Source organism: Halopelagius inordinatus (genome assembly GCF_900113245.1).
Taxonomy (GTDB): Archaea; Halobacteriota; Halobacteria; order Halobacteriales; family Haloferacaceae; genus Halopelagius; species Halopelagius inordinatus.
In genome coordinates this window covers 74,282-96,792 of sequence record NZ_FOOQ01000004.1, presented here as the reverse complement: position 1 = coordinate 96,792, position 22,511 = coordinate 74,282, and the positions used below count along the sequence as shown (strand labels likewise).

The 22,511-nt window shown below is 65.3% G+C and carries 23 protein-coding genes; 12 read left to right on the top strand and 11 right to left on the bottom strand.

Annotated features, from left to right (window positions below; all coding sequences use genetic code 11):
• Positions 1-19: 19 nt before the first annotated feature.
• A complete protein-coding gene (cyaB, locus tag BM167_RS13950; protein ID WP_092893337.1) occupies positions 20-601 on the bottom strand; it encodes a class IV adenylate cyclase in 582 nt (193 codons plus the stop codon).
• A 207-nt stretch (positions 602-808) separates the two neighbouring features.
• On the opposite strand from cyaB, the gene BM167_RS13945 reads away from it, so the two are divergent.
• Together BM167_RS13945 and BM167_RS13940 are read left to right on the top strand one after the other, a co-directional pair.
• Positions 809-1,795, top strand: a complete 987-nt coding sequence (locus BM167_RS13945) for an FKBP-type peptidyl-prolyl cis-trans isomerase (protein WP_092893336.1) — start codon at positions 809-811, stop codon at positions 1,793-1,795.
• A gap of 65 nt (positions 1,796-1,860) precedes the next feature.
• On the top strand, positions 1,861-2,136 hold the full coding sequence (locus BM167_RS13940) for a DUF8049 family protein (RefSeq protein ID WP_092893335.1): 276 nt from the start codon (positions 1,861-1,863) through the stop codon (positions 2,134-2,136).
• Positions 2,137-2,186: 50 nt separating this feature from the next.
• Here BM167_RS13940 and BM167_RS13935 read toward each other — a convergent pair whose 3' ends face one another.
• The 3 genes from BM167_RS13935 to BM167_RS13925 form a co-directional block, all read right to left on the bottom strand.
• Entirely contained in the window at positions 2,187-2,813 is a 627-nt protein-coding gene (locus tag BM167_RS13935) for an RAD55 family ATPase (RefSeq protein WP_092893334.1), read from the bottom strand.
• 21 nt (positions 2,814-2,834) lie between these two features.
• Positions 2,835-3,479, bottom strand: a complete 645-nt coding sequence (locus tag BM167_RS13930) for a MinD/ParA family ATP-binding protein (protein ID WP_092893333.1) — start codon at positions 3,477-3,479, stop codon at positions 2,835-2,837.
• A gap of 96 nt (positions 3,480-3,575) precedes the next feature.
• Positions 3,576-3,950 carry a YlbF/YmcA family competence regulator gene (locus BM167_RS13925; protein WP_092893332.1) on the bottom strand — a complete coding sequence of 125 codons (375 nt, stop codon included), beginning with the start codon at positions 3,948-3,950 and terminating at the stop codon, positions 3,576-3,578.
• Positions 3,951-4,040: 90 nt separating this feature from the next.
• Here BM167_RS13925 and BM167_RS13920 point away from each other — a divergent pair, with 90 nt between their 5' ends.
• The 4 genes from BM167_RS13920 to BM167_RS13905 all read left to right on the top strand — a co-directional run bounded on the left by BM167_RS13920 (position 4,041) and on the right by BM167_RS13905 (position 8,002).
• Positions 4,041-5,648 carry a hypothetical protein gene (locus BM167_RS13920; RefSeq protein ID WP_092893331.1) on the top strand — a complete coding sequence of 536 codons (1,608 nt, stop codon included), beginning with the start codon at positions 4,041-4,043 and terminating at the stop codon, positions 5,646-5,648.
• Positions 5,620-6,654 (top strand): diphthamide biosynthesis enzyme Dph2, encoded by a 1,035-nt coding sequence (dph2, locus tag BM167_RS13915; protein ID WP_092893330.1) that lies wholly within the window; start codon positions 5,620-5,622, stop codon positions 6,652-6,654. The genes BM167_RS13920 and dph2 overlap by 29 nt, the downstream gene beginning before the upstream one ends.
• 138 nt (positions 6,655-6,792) lie before the next feature.
• On the top strand, positions 6,793-7,341 hold the full coding sequence (locus tag BM167_RS13910; RefSeq protein ID WP_092893329.1) for a DUF8173 domain-containing protein: 549 nt from the start codon (positions 6,793-6,795) through the stop codon (positions 7,339-7,341).
• Positions 7,342-7,423: 82 nt separating this feature from the next.
• Positions 7,424-8,002, top strand: coding sequence for a DUF8173 domain-containing protein (locus BM167_RS13905; protein ID WP_092893328.1), 579 nt, complete (start codon positions 7,424-7,426; stop codon positions 8,000-8,002).
• Positions 8,003-8,026: 24 nt separating this feature from the next.
• Here the strand turns inward: BM167_RS13905 and BM167_RS13900 are convergent, their stop codons facing one another.
• Together BM167_RS13900 and BM167_RS13895 are read right to left on the bottom strand one after the other, a co-directional pair.
• Positions 8,027-9,040: a hypothetical protein gene (locus BM167_RS13900; RefSeq protein WP_092893327.1), complete on the bottom strand. Its 1,014-nt coding sequence runs from the start codon at positions 9,038-9,040 to the stop codon at positions 8,027-8,029.
• A gap of 67 nt (positions 9,041-9,107) precedes the next feature.
• Positions 9,108-9,569: a TIGR00725 family protein gene (locus tag BM167_RS13895; protein ID WP_092893326.1), complete on the bottom strand. Its 462-nt coding sequence runs from the start codon at positions 9,567-9,569 to the stop codon at positions 9,108-9,110.
• A 392-nt stretch (positions 9,570-9,961) separates the two neighbouring features.
• Here BM167_RS13895 and BM167_RS13890 point away from each other — a divergent pair, with 392 nt between their 5' ends.
• The 3 genes from BM167_RS13890 (at position 9,962) to BM167_RS13880 (ending at position 13,616) form a co-directional block, all read left to right on the top strand.
• Positions 9,962-10,795 (top strand): MBL fold metallo-hydrolase, encoded by an 834-nt coding sequence (locus BM167_RS13890; protein ID WP_092893325.1) that lies wholly within the window; start codon positions 9,962-9,964, stop codon positions 10,793-10,795.
• A 90-nt stretch (positions 10,796-10,885) separates the two neighbouring features.
• The gene (locus BM167_RS13885; protein ID WP_092893416.1) at positions 10,886-12,655 is read left to right on the top strand and encodes a coiled-coil domain-containing protein; all 1,770 of its coding nucleotides are present in this window, start codon (positions 10,886-10,888) and stop codon (positions 12,653-12,655) included.
• Between the two features lie 64 nt (positions 12,656-12,719).
• Complete coding sequence (locus BM167_RS13880; RefSeq protein WP_092893324.1) at positions 12,720-13,616, top strand: phosphoribosyltransferase HisG-related protein; 897 nt, start codon at positions 12,720-12,722, stop codon at positions 13,614-13,616.
• A gap of 78 nt (positions 13,617-13,694) precedes the next feature.
• Here the strand turns inward: BM167_RS13880 and BM167_RS13875 are convergent, their stop codons facing one another.
• From BM167_RS13875 to BM167_RS13865, 3 genes are all read right to left on the bottom strand, one after another.
• Positions 13,695-14,915, bottom strand: a complete 1,221-nt coding sequence (locus tag BM167_RS13875) for an ABC transporter substrate-binding protein (protein ID WP_092893323.1) — start codon at positions 14,913-14,915, stop codon at positions 13,695-13,697.
• 230 nt (positions 14,916-15,145) lie between these two features.
• On the bottom strand, positions 15,146-16,201 hold the full coding sequence (locus tag BM167_RS13870) for a tyrosine-type recombinase/integrase (RefSeq protein ID WP_092893322.1): 1,056 nt from the start codon (positions 16,199-16,201) through the stop codon (positions 15,146-15,148).
• On the bottom strand, positions 16,191-16,613 hold the full coding sequence (locus tag BM167_RS13865) for a DUF5805 domain-containing protein (protein ID WP_092893321.1): 423 nt from the start codon (positions 16,611-16,613) through the stop codon (positions 16,191-16,193). The genes BM167_RS13870 and BM167_RS13865 overlap by 11 nt, the downstream gene beginning before the upstream one ends.
• Positions 16,614-17,576: 963 nt before the next feature.
• Here BM167_RS13865 and BM167_RS13860 point away from each other — a divergent pair.
• A complete protein-coding gene (locus BM167_RS13860) occupies positions 17,577-19,256 on the top strand; it encodes a twin-arginine translocation signal domain-containing protein (RefSeq protein ID WP_092893320.1) in 1,680 nt (559 codons plus the stop codon).
• Between the two features lie 396 nt (positions 19,257-19,652).
• Here the strand turns inward: BM167_RS13860 and BM167_RS13855 are convergent, their stop codons facing one another.
• Positions 19,653-20,360 (bottom strand): SOS response-associated peptidase, encoded by a 708-nt coding sequence (locus tag BM167_RS13855; RefSeq protein ID WP_092893319.1) that lies wholly within the window; start codon positions 20,358-20,360, stop codon positions 19,653-19,655.
• Positions 20,361-20,476: 116 nt separating this feature from the next.
• On the opposite strand from BM167_RS13855, the gene BM167_RS13850 reads away from it, so the two are divergent.
• Positions 20,477-21,265, top strand: a complete 789-nt coding sequence (locus tag BM167_RS13850) for a ribonuclease H-like domain-containing protein (RefSeq protein WP_092893318.1) — start codon at positions 20,477-20,479, stop codon at positions 21,263-21,265.
• Between the two features lie 38 nt (positions 21,266-21,303).
• Here BM167_RS13850 and BM167_RS13845 read toward each other — a convergent pair whose 3' ends face one another.
• Complete coding sequence (locus BM167_RS13845) at positions 21,304-21,501, bottom strand: DUF5800 family protein (protein ID WP_092893317.1); 198 nt, start codon at positions 21,499-21,501, stop codon at positions 21,304-21,306.
• A 99-nt stretch (positions 21,502-21,600) separates the two neighbouring features.
• Between BM167_RS13845 and BM167_RS13840 the strand changes: the two genes are divergently transcribed.
• Complete coding sequence (locus BM167_RS13840) at positions 21,601-22,452, top strand: polymer-forming cytoskeletal protein (RefSeq protein WP_092893316.1); 852 nt, start codon at positions 21,601-21,603, stop codon at positions 22,450-22,452.
• Positions 22,453-22,511 lie beyond the last annotated feature (59 nt).

Below are 22,511 nucleotides of genomic sequence, written 5' to 3'. Positions count from 1 at the left end.
CGGTCGCCCTCCGCGACGACTACTCCTCTGCGCCGAGGAGCATCCCGAGATACGACGTCCGAATCTGGTCGTCCGGGTCGAGGCCCAACTGGCGGACGACGGCGTACGCACCGTCGCGAACCGACTCCACGTCCGCCTCCGCTTTGGCCTCGCGTTCGACTTCCACGAACGTTCCCACTCCCTCGACGGCGTCGAGAGTGACCGTGTAGCCGTTCAGTCGGTAGAACGTCCGGCCTTTCTCCACCACCGCCGCCGGTTCGAAGCCGAGTCCGTCCAACACGGCGTCCATCGTCTCGCCGTCGGCCACCTCCGTCTCGTGTTCGGTCCGCGTCTTCGACTCGTCGTCGACGAGTGGTCCCTTGTACGTCACGCGCGCCGTCGTCTCGCCTCCCGACTCTGCGGACTCGTCGCCGTCGGCGTCGGCGAGTCGCGTCTCGCGGCGGACGCGGAGAGCCTCGTCCGTGGCCGCGAAGTCGCGGTGCGGGGCGTCGTAGTAGGTGTCTACCTGTCGCACGCGCCCGACGCGTTCGGCACCTCGGTCTTCGAGCGTCGCCCGAACCGCGTCGTGGTCGGCCCGAATCTTGACCTCGACTTCGTACATGACTCCGTCGTCGTCGCCGCCGACGAAAAGCGTGGGTGACTCGCGAACCCGACCCGACCTGTTTTCCCCGACTACCTCTCCGCGGGCGAGAGCACCGTTGCCGCCGTCTGTGCCGGTCCATTTCGTCGGTAGACGCCGCTGGTGGGCGGTTTTCTCCGCGACGGGCGAAACGTGATTCTTAAGGGTCGCACGAGTATTGTACCGCGTATGAGTGACGAACAGCAGGCGGAGGCGGCCGACGCCGACGCGACAGACGTCGAAGAAGAGGTCGCCGAAGACGAGGAAGTCGCCGAGGACGGAATCCAAGACGGCGACTTCGTGCGCCTCGCGTACACCGTACGTACGGTCGAAGACGACACCGTCGTCGACACGACCGACGAAGAGGTCGCCGAAGAAGCCGAAATCGACACCGACGAGTACGACTTCGAACCGCGCGTCATCGTGGTCGGCGCGGGACACGTTTTCGAAGCCGTCGACGACGCCCTCATCGGCGGCGACGTCGGCGACACCGACGTCGTCGAGATTCCCGCCGCGCAGGCGTTCGGCGAGTTCGACGACGACGAAGTCCGCACGGTCAGCGCGAACAAGATCGACGAGGACGACCGCTACCCCGGCGCGCAGGTCCAAGTCGACGGCGAACAGGGCCGCGTCGAGACCATCATCGGCGGCCGCGCACGCGTCAACTTCAACCACCCCCTCGCGGGCGAGGACCTCGAGTACGACTACGAAGTTCTCGAAATCGTCGAGGACCGCGATGAGCAAGCCGAGAGCCTCCTCAGCATGTACCTCCAGGAGGCCCCCGAGGTCTGGATCCAGACCGACGAGGTCGAAGAGGAGACGGTCGTCGAACCCGACGAGGACGACGATGAGGACGCCGAACCCGAGACGGAGACCGAGACCGTCGAAAAGGAGACGCTGTACATCGAGGCCACGCCGCAGATGACGATGAACCAGCAGTGGATGTTCTCGAAGCAGCAGATAGCCCAAGACGTGATGGACCGTCTCGAACTCGACCGCGTCATCGTCCAAGAGACCATCGACGGGATGGGCGGCATGATGGGCGGTATGGGCGGTATGATGGGCGGCATGGGCGGCGGCGCGGACGCAGGCGACATCGAGGAAGCCATCGAGGACGTCGACGTGGACGCGGACGAACTCGTCGAGGAACTCGAAGGCGAAGAACTCGAAGAGTAACGCCCGACTCGGCGGCGACCGAACCGCCGGACTCTTAGTTCCCGTTTTCGCAGTTCAGAAGAGAGATGACCGACGGAGACTCCGAGGCCGCGACGCTCGACGTTCCGGACGACGCCTACGTCGCGGCCGTCGCCGCGGTATCGACTATCGCGCTCACGCTCGCGTTCGAGTACGGAGTCGGAGCGGACCCGCCGTTTCTCTCGCGACTCGCACCGCTCGGACCGTACTTCCTGTCGGTCTTCGCGCGCGGCGTCGACCTCGGCCCGGTCGATACGGTCCGCGTCTGGTCGCTTCTGACGGCGGCGGTGACGCTCTCGGTCTTCCTGTTCTACGCGGTCTGAACACGATTCAGCGGGTCACACGAACGTCGAGGCGGAGGCCCGGCCGGAAGTCACGCGATGTCGCGGCTGGTGTCGACGGTGACCTGTTCGCTCAAGCGGAGTTTGATGGTCTCTTCGGGCGCCTTGCCGCCGCGGAACTTCGGGACGGCGAGTCGGTTCTCTATCTCTGCGCCCTCTACCTCCGTCTGCAGGTCGAACACCACGTCCGACATGTGTTCTGTGTACCGGCGGTTCCGCGGCGCGTCGTCCGTCTTCAGCCCGTGAAGTATCGCGAGTCCGCCGGTGTTGACCATGTGCGTCTGCAGTTCGTTGAGGAACTCTCGATACCGAGCGGTACCGGCCTCCTCTAACACGTCCACCACGTCGACGATGAGGTTCGCCCCCTCCGGCAGTTCCGTGACGAGTTTGTTCGCGGAGTCAAGCGGTGCGCTCGCACCGATATCGCGAACCGTCGGACTGCCGACGGTTCCGGGCGTCCGGTTCACCGCGTCGAGCACCGCGGCGTCGGACCGGACGGTCGTGAGATACAGCGTCCCGCGGACGGCGGTGAGTTCGTAGAGGAACAGCTCAGACTGGCTCGCGGGCTCCGCGCCGAGAAAGACGATGCTCCCCGCCGGAATCCCGCCGTCGAGTTGTCGGTCAAGGACGTCGATACCAGTTGTGAGCCGTTCTGACACGTCATCTCTTACTACGGTCTGTTATATTATCCCTTCGGCGGCGTGTATCTCCTCTGTCACGTTCTCGTACGCCCGTTCGACCGCTTCGTCTTCGAGGACGGGGGGAGTCGCCTCGGGGACGCTTTCGACGACGGGACACCCGAGCAACTCCGAGACGCCCGGCGGCGTCACGCGCGCCCGAGTGACGACTGCGCCCACCACGGGCGTCCCGAGCGTTCGCGCCATCGACGCCGTCTTGGCCGTGTCGCGAAGCGACGGCGCGCAGAGCGACGAGACGAGGAGGACGCCGTCGCAGATTCGAAGCGGGGCGGCGGCGTCCGGTCCCGCCCCCGCCGGACAGTCCACGAGGACGGCGTCGCCCGCGTCCGCCTCGGTTCGCACCCGTTCCAGTCGCGCCGTCGCGTCGTCGCGTCCGCCGTCGGGCCGCGACGCTCCGTTCGTCGGCGCGGGCCAGACGGAGACGCGGTCGTAGGCGGGGTGACGGTACGGCGGCGTTCGATTCTCGGCGTCCGCGTCGGCGTCGCGCGGAACGCCCGCGAGGGCGTGGAGGTTCGGCATATCTCGGTCGGCGTCGGCGACGACCGTCTCCCCGTCTATCGCCGCCGCCAGTCCGAGCGTCGTCGTCGTCTTCCCGCATCCGCCTTTCCCGCCGGCTATCGCGAGCATGGCGGGGGTGGTCCCGTCTCGGTATAAGAAGCTACGCCCCGCGGCGCGGCGCGACGCACGCCTCGAACGCGAAACGCCGGCGTCGTCGCCCGTCGGTCAGTCGTGGCAGCATCCGCCCGCTTCGCCGCCGAAGTCGACGGCGAGGGGTTCGGAGATGGCCTCGTTTATCGCTTCGAGTCGCGCCTGAAGCGTCTCTTGGGCCTCGAGATACTCCGCCATGGCGGGCATCGAGTGGAGTTCCTCTTGGGCGGACTGGACCTTCTCGAGGCCCTCTTGGGTCGCGTTGCCCGTCTGGCGCGCGAACATGAACTCCTCGCGGAGCGATTCGAACTCCGAAATCTGCGCTTGGACCTCGTCGTCGTTCTCGACCGCTTGCTTTGCCTCCTCGAACGCGGCGTACTCGGGCGTCTCGGTGACTGCCTCGCCGAGTTCTCGGCCCATCTCCTCGAGGCGGTCGGTCTGCATGCTCATAGCTCGTGGTTGGGATGCGAGTCGTTTCAACTTGCCGGATGCGGGGGTCTACGGGGAAAGAGTCGTAGTCGTCGAACGACAACAGTTATCATGGGCGTCGTCTCGGCTCGGACGTTCGAACGGTGGCTCAGACGCCTCGATTCGGAGCGTCTACGGGGATTCGTGAGCGACCTGTACGCCGCCGCCGGCCGGGACGTGCGGCGGCGCGCGGACGGCACCCTCGTTCTCGCGGAGAGCGGTCAGACCGTCGTCACGGTCGACGCTCGCCTGCGACTCCGGACGCCGCGCATCCCCGCCGACGCAGATATCGTCGTCGCGGCGAGTCCGTCGCGTCGCCTCGTCGGCCGCGCCGCCGAGAGCGGAGTGACGCTTCTCGGACCGACGGACCTCCGCGAGATGGCGCTGTACGGCGTTGACCGCGACGACTGCGAGCGACTGTTCCGGCGGTACTTCGACGAGTCGCCGGTCGTCGAACGGTCGAACGGGGGTGCGGACGGGAGGACGCCCGACGCCGCGGGCGCGGACGCGGACGCGGCCCGCGGGTCGGACGGCCGGTGGGACCCCGTTCGCGAGGAACCGCTTTCGAGCCTCCTCGTCGTCGCTCTCGCCGCACTCGTCGTCGCCGCGGCCCTCCTCGGTCCGGTCGGACCCGGCGCGGACGACGCCGACGAACCGGCCGTCGAGGCCGGGACGGCGGAGGCGGCCGACGCCGACGACGGACTGTTCCCCCCGGGCGTCGGACCCACGGGCGTCGTCTCCGCGGAGACGCTGGCGACGGCGCACGCCGACGCCGTCACGGGGCGGTCGTACCAACTCATCGTGCGGCAGTCCGGAAGCGGCGCGTGGGCGGGGCGGACGTGGGACCGCGCGTATCAGAGAGCGGACGTCGCGGGTCCGACGAACTACCACTACTCGGTCACGGGATACCGGTCTACGGACGACGGGGACGACGAACTCGTCCAGTACTCGATGTACGCGGACGGACGGGACAACTACGTCTTCATCGAAGACGGCGACAACCGGTCGTTCGTCCGCTACTCGGTCAGAACCGACGAGGCCGGGCACGGCCCGTTCGAGAACCGCGCCGCCCGCGCCATCGAGCGCTATCTGGACGCGACGCGGACGAACGTCACCCGAGAGAACTGGAGCGTCCAACCCTATCGCATCGTCGCCACCGGGACGCCGGAGTCGGTGGACGACGCGGAGAGAATCGTCGACTACCGGGCGGAAGCGCACGTCGGCGCGGACGGGTTCGTCTCGCGTCTCACCGTCGCGTACGGCGTCCGAATCGACGACGAGGTGGAGAACGTCTCCTTTCGGATGGAGTACGTACAGATGGACGTCCAGACGGTCCGTCCGCCCTCGTGGTACGACGAGGCGCGGAACGCCACGCTGAAATCGGAACCCACGCCGGTCAGAGCTTCCTCGGCGACGCCCCGAAACGAGAGTTCGTCGGCGTCGCCGACGCCGAACGGGTCGGCGACCGAAACGACGCGCGCGGACGAGACGGCGCGTCCGACCGCGACGTCGCCGACTGCCGCCTCGGTGCGCGTCGCCGACCGTCTCGCAGTCGCGCGGTTTGGCCGTCTCGCACCCCGTTTCGGACTCCCCGCCGCCGCCGCATCGGGGAACGCCGACGTTATACCTCCTGAACGGCAACGAGGGGACAATGAGTCAGGACGCTTCTTCCGACGGTGACCTCCGGAACACCGGGATGTCGCTTCGGCACGACAGAGAGTGGGATTACGAACTCGACAGGATCATCGACGAAATCGAGGAACGGGACGCCTCGCGCGTCGGACTGCAGTTCCCCGAGGGACTGAAGCGACGCGGCCCGGCCGTCGCCGACGACCTGCGGGCACTCTGCGACGACGACGTGACGTTCATGCTGTCGGGGCAACCCTGTTACGGCGCCTGTGACCTCGACACCTACCTGATGCGCCGGACGGACGTGTTCGTCCACTTCGGGCACTCGCCGATGAAAGAATCCGAGAAGATAATCTACGTTCCCCTCTTCTCGAACGTGGACCCGTTCCCCATCCTCGAAGACTCGCTCGACGAACTGGACGGCGAGGAGGTCGGACTCGTGACGACGGCCCAGCACATGAACCGCTTCGAGGAGATGTGCGATTGGCTGGAAGAACGCGACTACGACGTCCACACCCGCCGGGGCGACGACCGCCTCTCCCACGAGGGCCAGGTCCTCGGCTGTAACTACGCCTCCGCGGACATAGACGCAGACCAGATACTGTACGTCGGCGGCGGGAAGTTCCACCCCCTCGGCCTCGCGATGGAACACCCCGACAAGAAGGTGGTCATCGCGGACCCCGTCAACAACGTCGTCACCATCGCCGACACGGAGAAGTTCATGAAACAGCGCTACGGCGCGGTCCACCGCGCGATGGACGCCGAGAAGTGGGGCGTCATCTTCTGTACGAAGATCGGGCAGGGTCGCATGGAGATAGCCGAGAAGATAATCGAGGACAACCCGAACGCCTACCTCATCACCATGGACGAGGTGACGCCGGACCGACTCCGGAACTTCGACATGGACGCGTTCGTCAACACCGGCTGTCCCCGAATCACCACCGACGACGGCCCGCGGTTCCACAAGCCGATGCTGACGCCGCAGGAGTACCGCATCGCCGTCGGCGACGAACCCCTCGACGCCTTGGAGTTCGACACGTTCCACGGCACGTGGTGAACTGACCGTCGAATTCGTCGTCGTCTCCGCTCTCTTTCGGTCTCTTTCACCGCCCCTTCTCTCCTCTCTCCTCTCGGTCCCTCTCTCCTCGCGGCGTAACCGTAACGTACATCGGAATTCCAACTAGTCCCACGTACGATGGTTCCCGCAAACGAACTGTTGGCCGCTTTCGGTACCGTGCCCCTCCAACCGAACGAACTGCCGGTTCTCGCCCGACTCCTCGGTACGGGAATCGGACTGACTATCGCAGTCGCGATAAGCGGCGTCCTCGCCGTCGTCGTCGCCGGTCTCGCGCCGACACTGACGGACGAGAGCCTGCAGAGGTGCCGCGACGACGGCGTCGTCGCCTTCCTCGTCGGTCTCGGTGCGACGATTCTGGTCCCCATCGTCTTAGCCATCCTCGCGGTCACGGTAATCGGACTCGTGGTCGCTATCCCCGGGTTCGTCGTCCTCTTCGTCGTTCTCCTCGTCGGGTCGGCTATCGGCGTCCTCCTCGTCGGCCGGTTCGTCCTCGGCGTCGTCTCTTCGTCCGCGGGCGAACCCGACACCCTGTTGGTGGCGTTCGCCGGGGCCGTCGTCCTCGTCGCCGTCTCGTTGATTCCGGTCCTCGGCGGACTGGTCAACTTCGCGATTTCGACCGCGGGCGTCGGCGCCGTCTCGCTCGTCCTCTGGAACCGGTACCGCTGACGACTGCCGGTCCGCGGCCGTCGGCCGCGCCCGGAACTGTCAATCCATAACTATTTTGTCTCGGTCTGCGCTCTCTCGGCTCGTGCCCTCCACGCGTACGAAAAAATCGTCGTCAGTAGCGCTCGCCGTCGCTTTCGCGGCCGGTGTCGTCTGTCTCGTCGAACCGGCGGCCGCCCAGTCGATTCCCGACGTGTCGCGCGAGTTCGGGTTCGACCCCGTGCTCGCTTTCCTCGGCAAGTTGGTGTTGAACCTCGCTCTCGGTGCCGTCGTACTCGGCGTCGCACCGGAGTTCTCTCGGTCCGTCGTCGACAGAATCCGCTCGCAACCCGTCGAGTCGTTTCTCTACGGTCTCTTGACGTACGTCGCCGTCGTCGCGCTGACGGTTCTGCTCGCACTCACCATCGTCGGCCTCGTCGTCGTCCTCCCCGGCCTTCTCGTTCTCGCCGTCGTCGGACTGGTGGCCAACGGCGTCGCGGTGGTCGCAGTCGGAACGCTCCTCGCCGAGTCGTCCGGGGAGTCGGCGCTCTGGGAGAGTCTCGCCGTCGGTGCCGTCGCCGTCTCGCTTCTGACGGCGATACCGCCCCTCATGGAACCGGTGAACTTCCTCCTCGGCACCGTCGGGATGGGCGCTATCGCCGCACGGTACTGGGAACGCCGATAGCACTGATTCGACTTCCGAGGCCCGTCACCCGTCGGCCTCGGGGCCGGCCGTCTCGATTTTCTCTGTCGTAATCAGGTATCGGTCCCCCTCGTACTCGATTCGGCCTCCATCGCTGACGCCGAACGCCGGGGCCGACGAGGCCCGTCCTTCGAGGCGAACGGTCTCGACGCCCGCCTCGAAGAACGGGAGCGTGTTTCGCAGCGTCCGGTCTCTGAGAGCCTGTTCGGTGAGTATCCTGCGAACGTCGTCCCCGCCGTCTCCGCTCTCCCCGTCCGCGCGGCGGACCACGAACGCGACCGTCTGAGCGTCGCTTCCGGAGTCGGCGTCCGTGGCGACGACGACGGTGTCGCCGTCCCGAGTCGTCTCCGTTACCTCGTCGGTCGGCGTCAGTTCGACCGGGTCGCCGTCGAGTTCGAACCGGGCGGCGAAGCCGACGCCGTTCTCGTAGTCTTCGCTCTCGAACCAGCCGTCGACAGTGAACGCGTACGTTCCGCCGCCGAGTCCGACGAGCGTCACCGAACGCCGCCCCTCCACGGGAGAGAGCGGCGTTCCGTCGAGTCGGTCGTTGTCCACCGTGAGCGTCCACGCGTGCGACTCGCCCGGACCGAGATACCGCAACGGTTCGGGCCAGTACCGAGGTTCGACGTGGAACCACTCGCCGTCGACCCGTTTCCAGACCGACCAGCCGTAGTCGTTGAACGCGAACCGAGCATCGGTGTCGTTCCGAAGCGCGAACTCGAAACCCGCGGTCGGAAGCGGCCCGCGACTCCTCGCGGGCGTCAGGCGAATCGGCGTCTCCTCGGTCGCTTCGGTCCACGAGACGACGCGCGTCACGTCGTCGTCCCACGGCGGACCCGACGCCTCGTTCGGAGGGACGCCGACGTCCGGGACGGCAGGCGCGTTCGGGTCCGCGGTAGTCGTCTCCGGCGACGAGGCGGCGGTGGTCGATTCCGCGCCGGTTCCGGACGGTCCGTCGCCGGCCGTGCAACCGGCGAACGCGACGCTACCGAGTGACAGGAGAAGGGCGCGACGGTTCATATCCTCGGGACTCGGTGACGGAGATAAATACTTCGTGGTGGTCCCCCGCGGCCTCGGACCCGGCCTCTCACCGGCCGTTCGGACCGCACGACGGCGCGTCTTCGACGTACTCGACGGCTTGCTCGGGCGTTTCGACCCGTTCGACGCCCGGCACGTCGTGGGTGTCGAGTCCGGCGAGCGGTCTGTCGTAGACGAACGAGAACCCGATTTCCGAGAGCGTCCCGCCGCTTCCGCCGATTGCGACGACGGCGTCGCCGTTCATCGCCACCAGCGCGTTCCGGGCGTGACCGAGTCCCGTCGCGATTGCGGTGTCCACGTAGTCGTTGGCGTCTTCGCGGCGGTCAGTCGGAAGGATGCCGATAGTTTCGCCGCCGGCGTCCGACGCGCCGCGACACGCAGCCTCCATGATGCCGCCGAGGCCGCCGCAGACGACGGTGTGGCCCCTCTCCGCGAGCAGTCGCCCCGTCGAGTACGCGGCGTCCAAACGCTGTTGGGTGACGGTTCCGCCGCCGATGACACTCACGCGCATACGTCCGCCTCCGCGGCGCGACAGAAAGAGACGGTGGTCGTCTTCACGTCGTCAATCGAGGTCTGTCGCCGGAGGCTGCGGGTCCCACGTTCCGAGCGTGCGCATGATCGTGTCCATCTCACAGAAATCGGCGGTGTGTCTTCGGCGCGCAGACATGACATCACTACACATACGGTCCGGATGTATATTCTTTTCGCGGGTTATCGACCACATAACGGGGATGTAAGATGGAATAGGATTACTAACGTTTGATATACGTGGAATAATATAGCCGTATGTTCTATTCTATTCTATTCTATTCCGGATGGGGAGACGCCCCGAGAGCGAACGGTTCGACCGACGGCGTCGGCGACTTCGCAACACTTAGTCTCCGCCCGTGCGCACCCCGCCGTATGTCCCTCAGTGACTGGAGCGATTGGCTTCCGCGCGCCGTCGAGGCGGCCGACCCGGAGACGGTGGCCGTCTGGTATCTCGGCTGTAACGGTTTCTTCCTGAAGGGAAGCGACGGCACGACGCTCGCAATCGACCCCTACGTCGGCCTCGGCGACCCGCCGCGGACCGTCCGCATGATTCCGGTTCCGTTCGACCCCGAAGACGTGGCGGAACTGGACGGACTCCTCGCGACGCACGAACACACGGACCACGTCCACGGCCCGAGTCAGGCCCCCCTCTTGGAGACCACCGGCACGACGTTCTACGCGCCGGACGACTCCGTCGACGTCGCCCTCGACGAGGAGGCGTGGACGGAGAACTACGACGTCGACGAATCGCAGTTCGAAGTCGTCGCGGAGGGCGACACACTCGACATCGGCGAGTTCACCGTTCACGTCGAAGTCGCACACGACCCGGACGCCACGCATCCGGTCTCGTACGTCGTCGAACACGAGTCGGGCACGTTCTTCCACGGCGGCGATACGAAACCGACCGAGGAGTTCGCCGAACTCGGCGAGGAGTACGACATCGACCTGGGCGTCCTCGCGTTCGGCGCGGTGGGCAACATCCCCGACAAGCGGACGGGCGACCCGGTGCGGACGAAGTGGTACTCGACGGAGAATCAGGTCGTGAAAGCGGCGTCCGACCTCCAGTTCGACCGTTTTCTCCCCAGTCACTGGGATATGTGGAAGGGACTGACCGCCGACCCGACTGCGCTCCACCACCACGCGCGAAGTTTCGACTACCCCCGACGGTTGGAACTGGCCGAAATCGGCGACCGCGTGGATCTCTAGTCCGGCATCTGACACTACGCGAGCGGACAGACTGTCACGGCTCCGAAAATCCCCGGTTATTTTATGTAATGGCTTTCGGAAGGGATGCTCATGAGCCACGAGTCTGACCTAGGGGGGCCGGTGTACGTCTCGGACGGAGACGTATCAGTCGAGAAATCGTTCGTCGCCGACGACTTCCCGGTTCCGGCGATAAAGTTCCGCATCACTTCCGACAGCGACGAGACGGTCCACGTCCGAATCGTCGACAGTATCCCCAAAGAGTTCCCGATGGAGGGAGTGGGGTTCCACCCCGACTACGAGAGCGACAACTGGACGGCGTACAAGGACCAACGCGTCGAGTACGAACGGACGCTCGACCCCGGGGAGGCGGTCACGACGGTGTACGGCATCCGCCTGAGCACCGTGAGCGAGGCCGAGGACTTCCTCGTCGAACCGGTGTTAGAACGACCGCCCGTCCCCGAGGAGAGCGACGACGGCGACCACGCGGACGACGGCGTCGAGGACATCCTCGGCGAGGACCGGAGCCAACTCGTCCGCGACGCGTTGCAGGGCAACGGGTCTCTCGCGGACGAGGAGTCGCTTCCGGAAGACGACGTCGAGGGCGACGAATCGCCTCTCGCCGACGCGGACGGCGACGCCGCCGCAGGCGACGCCACGGGCGACGACGCCGCACCCGGCTCCGCCATCGAGGAGGCCGAAGACACCGTCGAAGACGCCTTAGAGTCGATTCCGAATCCCGGCGACGAGACGACGGGGCCGCGCGAACTCGACGACGACTCGATTCCGGTCGTCGTCGATTCGCCCGTCGAGGCAGACGACGCGAGGGCCGACGATGAGGCGTCCGCCGACGAGAAACCACCGGCTGACGGGCAGACGGCGTCAGACCACGACGCCGCCGCGGTCGGTTCTGAGGGGGAGGCGGCGACCGACGACGCCGACGCGGACGACTCGGACCGAGCGGAGGCGGAGTACGTCGACGTCGAAGACGCGGTATCGGACGAGGACGCGGCCGAGGCGGACGCGGAGGAGAGCGGTACTTCGCGCGCCGCGCCCGCCGGAGACGGGTCGCTCGCGTCGGCCCTCGCGGCGGAGATTCGCGACGGGCGCGTCTCCGACGACGACTTGGAACTGATCCGGTCGGAACTCGACTCGGGCCTTCCCCGGAGCGCCGACGTTCGCATCCGCCGCCTCCAGGGGCAGATGAACGATTTAGAGGCGTACAGCGACGCACTCGCGGAGTTCATCGACGAGGAGGGCACCGGCGCGGACGTGGTAGCGTCGCTCCGCGAGGAGATGCAGACCGTCTCCGAGGAACTCGACGCCCTCGAAGCGAGCGTCTCCGACGCCGAGGACGAACGCTCCGCCGTCCGGTCCGACGTCTCTCGCCTCCGCGGTGACCTCGGCGCAATCGACGAACGCGTCGAAAACGCGGCGCAGGAACTCTCGGACGTGAGCGAGACGGCCGACTCGAACGCGTCGGCGGTCGCCGACCTGCGCTCGGACCACGACGACGTCTCCGCCCGCGTCGACGGCGTCGAATCCGACGTGTCGGACGTCTCTACTCGCGTCGCGGACGCCGCAGCGGAGGCGTCGGCGGCGAACGAAACCGCCGCCGAACTCGACGACGAACTCGGCGACGTCCGCGAGGACATCGCCGAACTCGACGGCGACATCGTCGACGCGCGGGAGGAACTCTCGGAAGATATCGAAGCGATTCGCTCCGACGTGGAGGAGTTGTCGACGGCCATCGACCGCATCGAGGAACTCGAATCGACGGTCGAGGGCCTCGAATCGTTCCGCCACCGCCTGAACGACGTGTTCGGGGCGGGCGCGGCGGCGGGCGACGGCGACGAGGAGTAGTCCGCCGTTCTCCCGTTCTGCCCGAAACGCAACCTGTTTAGCGTCCGCGTCCGTGAACTCGACAATGACCGCTACGGTGCGCGTCGCCGTTCCGCGCAAGGGACGCCCCCTCGAAGCCGTGTTGGAGCGCTTCGCCGAGTGTGCCGACGCCGCGGCACTCGCGGACGAAATCACGTCTACGCTTCGCTACGAGAAGTCCGTCACCAAGGGCGACGCCCATCCGGAACGCGACGTGTACGAACGTCTCGCCGACTACAGCGACCTCTCGGACCCCTCGGAACCCGAGTACACTCTCCTCCGGGACGACCGAGACGGGATGCCGCGCCGCGTCGTCTTCGACAGCGTGACGCTCGACGTCGGCGGTGTGGCCGTCCACCTCGTCGGCCGCGAGGAACCGTTCCGCGCGCTTCGCACCCACGAGTTCGGCCTCGGGTTCGACAGCGCCGACCTCGTCCTCGAAGAGGTCGTCAAACTGCGAGCGGAGGGTCTCGGCAGCATCGCCGACATCAACGCCCGAATCGACCCGATGGACACGGACGTTCGGGTGGTCTCCGGCCTCGGAGACACCGTCTACCACACGCTCATGGCCAAACCCGAGATACTGCCGCCGGGGTCGGACCTCGACCGGTCGTTCGTCGAAGGCTACGAGGGACCGCTCTGCATCTCGCCGCGGTACGAACGACTCGTCGAGGCGGTTCTCGGGACGAGCCAACTCGACGGCGTCACCTTCGCTTACCCCGACGACGCGGCCGAAGAGGAGGCCGCGATAGCGGACGTCGGTCTCGGCGTCTACCTCACGATGACGGGTTCTACCGCCCGCGACCACGGACTCGTCCTCGGTGAGCATCTGTTCCCGAGCGAGACGGTGCTGATGGAGAACGTCGCCGAGTCCGACGCCGCCGCAGAACGCGTGAAGGCGGCCGTCGCGGACGAAGACGTCGAGACCGAGATTCCAGTCTGACGGCCGAGGCGGCCCCTCGAACTCCGCCGTCGCCGCCGACCGGCCGTTCGACGTCTCCGTCTCCGCGGGACGGGCCTGTCAGAACTCTCCGCGGACGACGCCGGCTACCCGTTCGCGGTCGAACAGGCGTTCGCTCTCGGCTATCTCCGGGTACGGCCCCTCTTCGTACGTCGGCCACTCGCCGAACCGGTCGGGGTAGAGCTGTTTTGCGGTCATCTCCGTCTGGAAGAGGTTCAGTATCGGTCCCTGATAGCGCGCCCCCTGCGCGTAGACGCGGCCGTTTCGAACCGCGGAGAGTTCTCGGCCGACCGAGTGTTCTTCGAAGCCGCGGCGAATCTCGGCCATGTCCGTGTCCGGATGCATCCCGCCTAACGTGAGAATCACGTCCGGGTCGGCTTCCAGCATCGTCTCCATATCGACCTGCGCGCCGGAGTCGATATCCTCACCGAGTACGTCCACCGCTCCGAACGGGCGCACGTGCGCCGTCAGGAACCCGGGGGTGTCCACGTTGTAGACGTACGGACTCTCTACGTCGCTCATCCCGGCCATCACGACGGTCGGTCGCTCCTCGGCCGGGGGAAGGTTCTCGTCCACCGTCGCGAGCAGTTCGCTCCGAACCTCCGCGAGGGCCTCGTAGCGCGCCTCCTCGCGGAACGCCCCCGCGACCTTCTCGAACATCTCCCAGAGTCCGTAGTACTGGTACTTCTCGGCCCACTCTGCGGGCGGTTCCGCGTTTCTATCGCTGAACTTGTTACCGAACCACGGGCCGACGTTCTCCCGTATCTCGGCTACGTCGTCCATGTTCCATCCGTCGAGTGCGAAGAGGCTCGCGGGGTCCGCGAGGTGGACGTCGCTGTCTAACTCGTAGAGGTTCTCTTTTCCCGGATTCCACGAGGAGTACAGTCCCGACCAATCCAGCGAGACGCCGTCGAGACGCGGCGTAAACTGGTTCCAGAGCGCGTCGTAGTAGTCCGGAGCGTGCATCGCGTTGACGTCGTCGCCGCGACCGAGTGCGAACGCCATCCCGGCGAGGTGGGTGAGTCGGGTGAAGATGCTCTCAGGGACCGTCTCGAACTCGACCGTCCCCATCGGTGCCATCGTCACGGAGTACGACCCGTCTGCGGGTTCGTCCGTCCGCGTCGCCGCCTCGGACTCGGTCGTCTCGTCTGTCTGCGTCGCGTTCGGTTCGGCTCCGTCGCCCGTACACCCCGCGAGCAACCCGCCAGCGACGAGTGCGCCGCCGCACTTCACGTAGTCGCGTCGAGTCGGTGCTCTCCGAGCGTCGCGTTCGCGTGCCATCGATTTTTAGGTTCGCCTAATCAATTAAACCAGTTCCGGAATTTCGGCGAGCCTAAAACGACTGCGGTGGCGTCCGGCGGGGCCGAACGCGGGTTCGCGCCGACTCGACGCGACTCCCTCCAACGACGGCGCTCTGCGAGGGGACGGAGACTCGGCGTTCGAGTACGACCGCCGCCGGTTCAATATAGCGAAATAGGATTCACAAGTCCGATATCGGACGCCCGAACCGGTCAAAAAACCGAATAGATGTGTGTCTCGTACGTCTCTCGCACTCGGTCACCCCAGTTGTGGGTGTACGTGTCTATGATGTCGCCGCCGACGTCGCCGCGGAGGTATTTGACGATGCCGCGGTCACCGGTTCGGTCCCGGAGGTGGGTAGTGAAGAAGTGCCGGAAGTAGTGCGGCGTGACGTTCTCCTCCGCGTTGCCGCCGGCGCGGTGCCATCCGACGTCGCGGGCGTGGCGTTCGACGACGTGGTGGACCATATCCGGCGTGAGCCGTCTCCCCCAACTGCCGGACGTACTGACGAACAGGGGGTCTGCGGGCGATTGAACGTCCGGGCGGACGGCCAACCACCGGGCTAACACGGCTTCCAGTTCGTCATCTACGGGGACGACGGTGGAGCGCTTTCGCTTGTTCGAGGCGGTCCGTTCCTCGCCGTTCGCTACCGCGCCGGCGTTCGGTTCGGCGGAGACGTACAGCGACGGCCCGCGGCCGTCGAGTTGGGCGCGACTCGATACATCGCCGAGCGGTGTGTCGTCCGCGAGTGAGACGTCCCGAAGGTCGAGATTGCAGAGTTCGCCGACGCGCATCCCCGTCTTGAGCAATGTGACGACGAGAGCGTAGTCTAAGGGGTGGTGGATATCGCGGAGGAACCGCCGCATCTCCGGGAGGGATATCTCCCGGCGGGAGGGGTTTGTCTCTATCTGTTCGTCCATCTCCTCCATGACGAGCGTCATCGGGTTGGCCTCGAACGCGCCGACCTGTGCCATGTACGCGTAGAAGCGGTGGAGGTAGGACGCGTACGTCGCGACTGTGCTGTCTGCGGCGTCCGACTGGCGAAGCGAGTGTATCCACGCCATACAGTCGCGGTGAGACGCCGCCTCGACGCGCTTTCGGGCGCCGTCCGGGTTCGACTCGGGGTCTCTGAGGAACGCCTCGAAGCGCCGAAGAACGCGCTCGTAGGCGTCCCTGGTCCGCTCCGTCTTCCCGTGGTAGATCATGTCTTGGAGGAAGTACGCGACCGGGTCCTCGACGGACTCGCCGTCGGCCGTCTCAACGGCCATCGGTTCTCTCTCCGCTATCGGACGCGACGGTGTACCCGCCGTGTCGACCGCTGTACTGGACGCGGTTTTCGGCCTGCAACTCCTGTAGCGTCTCGTCGAGTCGGTCTTCGACGTCCTCGGTCAACGTTTCGAGGAGTTCGTCCCACGACCGGTGTTCGGCCGCCGAGAGAGCGTCGAGGACGCTCTTTTCGAACTCGTTGGTCCGGCCGTCGTCAGGGTCGTCGCCGTCCGATTCCGCGCCGCCGTACGACCGGTCCGGCACCTCGAAGTCCCGGCGTCCGGCTTGGACCATCGTCCGGACGAACTCGCTTTGACTCATCCCGAGTCGCTCTGCGTGTTCGACCCACCGTTCTTTCTGGTAGGCGGGGACGTACGTCTGTACGGTCTTTCGCTCTTCTCCCTCACTCGACATGGCTACTCCTCCGTCTGCGGCCTATTTCGGTTTTGTCGTCGATTCCGGTCGTCGGGGTCGACCGAGTCGCCGACCGACGGTGGCCCGACTGGATTTCAGCTCTCTCGTTTTCGGTAGGTCTCGGTGAGCGATTCGATCGTGGTTTCGTCTGTTGCTCTGCAGTGTGCGGACGGTTCGTGCTGGATGTTCTCGGGCACGGCGTCGGCGGATGGGCGTGCTCCCCGGTCATCGAACGTCCCACCACATTGCCGCCGCCGTCTCTCGAAGGAGTCTACTCACGTTACATGCACACATCAGCATAACCCTACTTATATTGTTCTACGACCCCGGGATACCGAACTTTATCTGTGAAGCTACAGCCAAATAACGGCGGATTGGATGTACATACACAAATATACTATGGACTATTCTTCCCTTTGACATACAACAGATTCCGCGCGCGAGTGCTGTCGAGGGGTCGGCTCGGTACTCACTATCGAACGTCCGGGAGTTATTGATATCTATTCGATATAGTTCGAAATTATGTCCCGATGGAGGGTCGTCTTCCCACCGTTTACCCCCGGGGTGACGGGGCCGAAACCACCCTCTAGAAACCGGAGAATTTGACTTGTTGTTCGCGTCGGTACTCGACAGCACTGATTTTCTCGATTCGATGATCACCGTATTCACTTCTGTTTTCGTGGCGACAGTCCGGCAACACCACCACCGCTCGAACCGGGGTCCATTATCTCTGAACCGAGTGCAGTATCGCTCGTAAAAGAGAGACGGCGTCGTTCGAAGCGGCGGATTCGGCTGTCCGAACGCGATAGCCCCGACTCGGCAGGGACAAATCTGATAGGATTGGAATACACTCTCAAATTCCTAATATTCTCTGGTTATTTCTTGTTCTCTTCTACATTTATTTGCTTTTCAACGAGATATATGCGAAAACCATATACACGGACAGATGGATGAGTAGCTGGAATGGCAGAACACACGGCTCGTGACGAGGAGGAAAACGGGGACCACGGAGAGACCGACGACGGTTGTCGTCTCCATCGTCGTGACGCGCTGAAGATGAGTGCAACCGCGGTCGCTGCCGGGTTGACCGGCCTGTCGATGACGAGTTCGGCGGCTGCAGCCACCGAGCGCCACGGAATCTCGTTCGACCGCGTGGTCGACGCCGTCGACGACTTGGGACTGGACCCCGACGGCGACGAACCGATCGATTCGGCGATAGCCGAGACCATAGAAGAGGGCGATACTCTCGTCGAGTTCCCGCCGGGCGAGTACTACTGGAAGGACAGCATCTCCGAACACGACGTCCGAAACTGGGGAATTCGCGGTCTGGGCGACGACCCGACCGACGTCCGGTTCGTCTCCGACGAGGGCGCCTCGAAGCATCTGCTGAAGACGAACGGAGGGAACGGCCTCCTCGTCGAGAACGTCGCTCTCGACTACGGATCCGACCGAGACGGCAGTCTCGGACTGGTACTGAAGCTAGACGACGGCCTCCGCGTACAGGACGTTCATTTCGTCGGGTACAACCCGATCGAAAACGACGGCGCCGTCGACAACCTGAGCCCGCAGGCGCTCGATTCCGACGGTCGGGCTATCGTCGATGGACTCGTCAGAACGGGCCCGACGGACGTCAGACCGCACGGCGAGAACGAGGGCTGCATCTGGCTCGGTGACAACCACGTCGGCGAGTTGGTCGTCCGGAACTCCCACATCGAGAACACCGGGACGAACGCCATCTACGCCCGCGCGGCCCCCGGAGACGTGAAAGTCGAAGACTCCCTTTTCGTCAACAACAACCAAGCGTCGCTCCGCATCGGCGGCGAGGGGAGCCACGTGAAGAACTGCCGGTTCGTCGTCGATACCGACGACGCCACAGACGAGAACGACGGCCGATTCATCAACCCGAACTCGATCCTCTGGGAGACGGGCGAAAGAGGCGAAAACGGCGGCTCCATCGAGGGGTGTGACTTCATCTACGAGTCGGTCCCCTCGGAGACGACAGCCGTCTGGATTGACGGTTCGGCGGGCGAGACGACCATCCGCGACAGCCGGTTCCGACTCGACGCCGACGCGGCGGCCGTTCGCGCCGACGACCCTCGGGACCCGCGTCTCGGAGAGACGAGCGAACGGCCGTGGAACGTCACGCTCGACGGCGTGAGCGTCACCGGGTCGTCCTCGGGGTCGACACCCGCCATCTCCATCGAGAACCGCGACGACTCGACCATCCGAAACAGTTGCCTCCATCTGACCGGGGACCGCCACGGTGTCCTCTTCCGCGACTGCGACGACAGCGCCATCGAGGATACGAATATCAACGTCGGCGGCGAAGCGACCATCTTCCAGGGATCCGACGTCTCTACGTCGGGAATCACTGACTCCGAGAGTTGCCCGGTCCCGGGCGACTCCTCGTCCTCCGGCCAGGAGGCGGACGCACAAGAAGAGACCGAAGAGGAAGACACGGAGACCGAAGAGGAAGACACGGAGACCGAAGAAGAGACCGAGACTGAGACCGAAGAAGAGACCGAGACTGAGACCGAAGAAGAGACCGAGACTGAGACCGAAGAAGAGACCGAAACCGAGACAGCGACCGAAACCGAGACAGCGACCGAAACCGAGACCGCGACCAAAACAGACGACAAGTAACCGCTTTAGAGCCGCTACCGGCCGCTTTCCCCGCTTTCCACTGCCGCATACGCCACCTCCTTTCTCTCCGCTACGCTCGACTCGATTACTTCTGTCCACTCCGTGCGACGATATCGAGCGAGGTTCGTACCCGGTTCGACTGTGATTCGTGGTGAGCGCTACCGTTCGACACCACCGACGAACGTCCGACGCCGCACGCGTACATCATATGTCGCTATATACAATGGCCGCCGCAGTCAACCCGACTCCGGGTGCTGGCGGCGGCGAAAGGGGAAGAAAAGAGACCACCTCACGTCCCGTCCGTCTCGATGCGGCGCTCTGAACGCTCTACGACACCGCTCGGTAGCACACCGGGGTGCGAACTCGCTCACGTCGGGGTAACGGGCACGATTTCGCCTATCCTTCGAGCGGTTCTACGAGGTCCGGCCCGTCGTTGGTCGGGTCGTTCACGCGGGTGGAGACGGGGTACGCGTGCATCTCGCTGCCGGGGTGCGTATCGAGAAGAGACGCCGCCTCGTCCGAGTCGCCGTCGAGCCACGTCGATTCCTCGTCTGGGGCTAAGACGACCGCCATCCGGTCGTGGAGGTCCGCCACCACGTCGTTCGGTTCGGTGGTGATCACGGTGAACGTCTCCAGTACGTCGGGTTCGGCGTCGGGTCGCCCGCCCGCCGAGAACTGATTCAGTCCGGTCTGAGTCCCGTCGGGTCGCCAGCGTTCCCAGAGACCGGCCATCGCGAACGGGCGGTCGTCCTCGAACGCGACCCGGTACGGCCGTTTCTCCCCGTCGCGGACGGCCCACTCGTAGAACCCGTCGGCGACGACGAGACAGCGCCGACGCTCGAACGCCTCCCGAAAGCTGGGTTTGTCTCGCACCGTCTCCGCGCGCGCGTTGATGAGATTGCGTCCCACCGATCTGTCGTCGGCCCACTCCGGGACCAGCCCCCACTTTTGGAGGCGAAACTCTCCGGGCGCGTCGTCGGTGATCACCGGGAGTTCCTGCCCGGGCGCGCAGTTGTACCGCCGTTCGAACGACTGCGCCGGTTCGGCGTCGAATCTCGACGCGAGTTCGTCCGTCGGTGTGAACAGACTGTACCGGCCGCACATGACCTCCCCTTGGAGCGACGCGTACAAAAACTACGACCCCCCGAATCGGTTCGGAGAGTCCGACATCTCAGCCCGGACTCGAAGGGTTTAGGCCCCGTGACGCCCGCCTTCCGCACGTGCGAATCGAGAACAGTTTCATCCCCGTCCGCGGCGTCGGCGAACGGACCGAACAGACGTTGTGGGCCGAGGGGGTACTCACGTGGGACGAGTTCACTCCGGAGGCGTCCCCCGTCGGCGCGAAGACGGGCGAACGCATCGAGTCGTTCATCGCGGACTCGTTGGAACGACTCGACGACGGCGACGCCCGGTACTTCGGCGACGTATTTCCGTCGGGCGAGCGCTGGCGACTGTACGAGAACTTCCGCGAGGACGCCTGCTTTTTCGACATCGAGACGACCGGACTCGACGCCTCGCGAAACGACGTGACCACAGTCTCCGTTCACCGCGGCGGCGAGACGACGACGCTCGTCCGCGGCGAGACGCTCACCGCAGAGGCCCTCCGCGACCAGTTCCGCGACGCGTCGCTCGTCGTCTCGTTCAACGGAAAGCGGTTCGACGTCCCCTTCCTCGAAGAGTCGTTCGACTTCTCCGTGGACCTGCCGCACGTGGACCTGATGTATCCGTGCCGGAGACTCGACCTGACGGGCGGTCTCAAGCAGATAGAGAAAGACGTCGGTATCGATCGGGACCGACCCGACCTCTCTGGTCGCGACGCGGTCAGACTCTGGCGTCGGTACGAACGCGACGGCGACGACGACGCTCTCGACACGTTGGTCTCGTACAACCGCGACGACACGGTCAACCTGAAACGCCTCATGGACGTCGTCGCCGGAACGCTTCACGAGGAATCGCTCGGCGGCGTCGACGGCGCGACGTGTAACCTTCCGACCCGCGACTCCGTCTGAACGTTCGGTCCGTGACCCTCCCGGCGGGACGGAGACGGTTACCGGACGATGTCGCCGATGCGGCGCGGTTCGCCCTGGAGGTCGGGGTTCTTCTCGACGATCTGGAGGACCTCGTGGTCCGTCACGTCCGGGTACGCCTTCTCGGTGGCGTCTTCGATGAGGTCTTTGTCGAGTCGGAACTCGGTGCCCTCGTACTCGACGTCGACCCCTTTGTCGTCGAAAGAAAGGACGGTCATGCGTGACCGTAGTTTACGGGAGAATAAAAACGCACGCTTCGAACCGTCAGACGCCCGTCGTACGGGCGGTTTATTACCCAGCACGCGTTGGTCGGAGTTGTGTCACTCGGTACGGACCCGCTCGATGCGCTCGAGATACCCGACGGGACGACCGTCGAGGAACACGACTTGGTGACGGAAAGCGACGTCATCGTCGGCGGACAGAGCACGGTCGAGTTCGGAGTGCGCGGACGGAACGTCGTCGCCGGCGAACGGGTGCGGTTCGGCGGCGACATAGAGGCCGAAGGCGACTGTCGATTGGACACCTGGTGCGACGTGGCCGGTAACATCCTCGTCGGCGAGAACGCCTACCTCGGCGAACGCGTTCACGTCGGCGGCCGACTGATGGTCTCGGGTGATTTAGACATCGGCGACGACGTCGACATCGAAGAGGGGTTCGAGGCCAACGGCTGGATAGTCATCCGCAACCCCGTCCCGACGCTCGTCTTTTACTTCATCGTCCTCTCGCAACTGCTCCGACTCGACGAGACGGACGCGGCGGACGAACTCGCAGATTCGCTCGCGGGCGAGAGCGACAGCCAACCGCTGACGATTCCGCGCGGGTCGACCGTCTCCGACGACGCGTGGCGCGCTTCGACCCCGGCGGTCGTCGGCGACGAATGCCGACTCCACGGCAACATCCGCGCGCAGTCTATCGAAATCGGCGAGGACAACAACATATTCGGCAGTCTCCGCGCCCGCGACGACATCGTCGTCCGGGCGGGAACGCGCGTCCACGGCGACGTGACCACTCGGAACGGGACGGTCACCGTCGAGTCGGACGCGCGCATCCTCGGCGACGTCTCCTGTCGGGAACTCGAACTCCACGAGGGCGCGGTCGTAGACGGGACGATGCGCGCCCGCGGCGAGATGCGCATCCACAGCGCGGACTCCACGCGCGACGCGGAGTGAGGCAGCCGTCTCCGACGGTCGGTCGGCGGCTTTCTCCCGGTCGAGATGACTGAAACGAC